Origin of the sequence: Nonomuraea sp. KM88 (assembly GCF_052245635.1) — a bacterium.
Classification (GTDB): Bacteria; Actinomycetota; Actinomycetes; order Streptosporangiales; family Streptosporangiaceae; genus Nonomuraea.
In genome coordinates this window covers 1-558 of record NZ_JBQQCC010000085.1, presented here as the reverse complement: position 1 = coordinate 558, position 558 = coordinate 1, and the positions used below count along the sequence as shown (strand labels likewise).

General features: G+C 67.9%; 1 pseudogene. It reads right to left on the bottom strand.

The window, feature by feature from the left end:
- Window positions 1-451: 451 nt before the first annotated feature.
- A pseudogene (locus ACTWPV_RS49770) lies at window positions 452-558 on the bottom strand (IS5/IS1182 family transposase); the annotation flags it as partial.

The window sequence follows — 558 nt, the reverse complement described above, 5'->3', positions numbered from 1 at the left end:
CGCGGGCAGGCCGAACGGCGTCTCCACCCGCACCACACCCTCGCCGTCGCGAACCCGGGCCAGTTCCTCGACCGGGTCAAGCCCGTTCCGCCGCATGTGCAGCGGCAATTCCAGCGCTTCCGTCATCGTCCGTCTATCCGTCCTGTGATTGGCACTCAGCGTCTTTGCGCGGTTGGTGGAACGCTCCGCCAGGCGTTCGGTCCCTCGAACACGCCGTCCAGCTTCCGGGGCAGGATCCGCGCGGCGTGCGCACCGACCAGGCGAGCGTTGACCCGGTCGTCGGCCTTGGCCGCGGTCGGGGCGGAGCGTGGCTGTGCCACCCGCGCGGAAGGCCAGAGAAGTTGTCGCTCATATCCAGGTGACGAAGGGGCGGTTTCCCGGGGGACACCTCGGACCCGGGAAACAGAGCTGTTCGAGCCGGCTGACGCTCGCCTAGGAGCTGTTTCTCGGATCAGGTTCGGAGCCAGATGACGAGGGCGGCCAAGGTGACGGTGCCGAGGAAGATGTAGGCGCGCTTGTCGTATCGCGTGGCCACGGCCCGGAAGTTCTTCAGCCGGT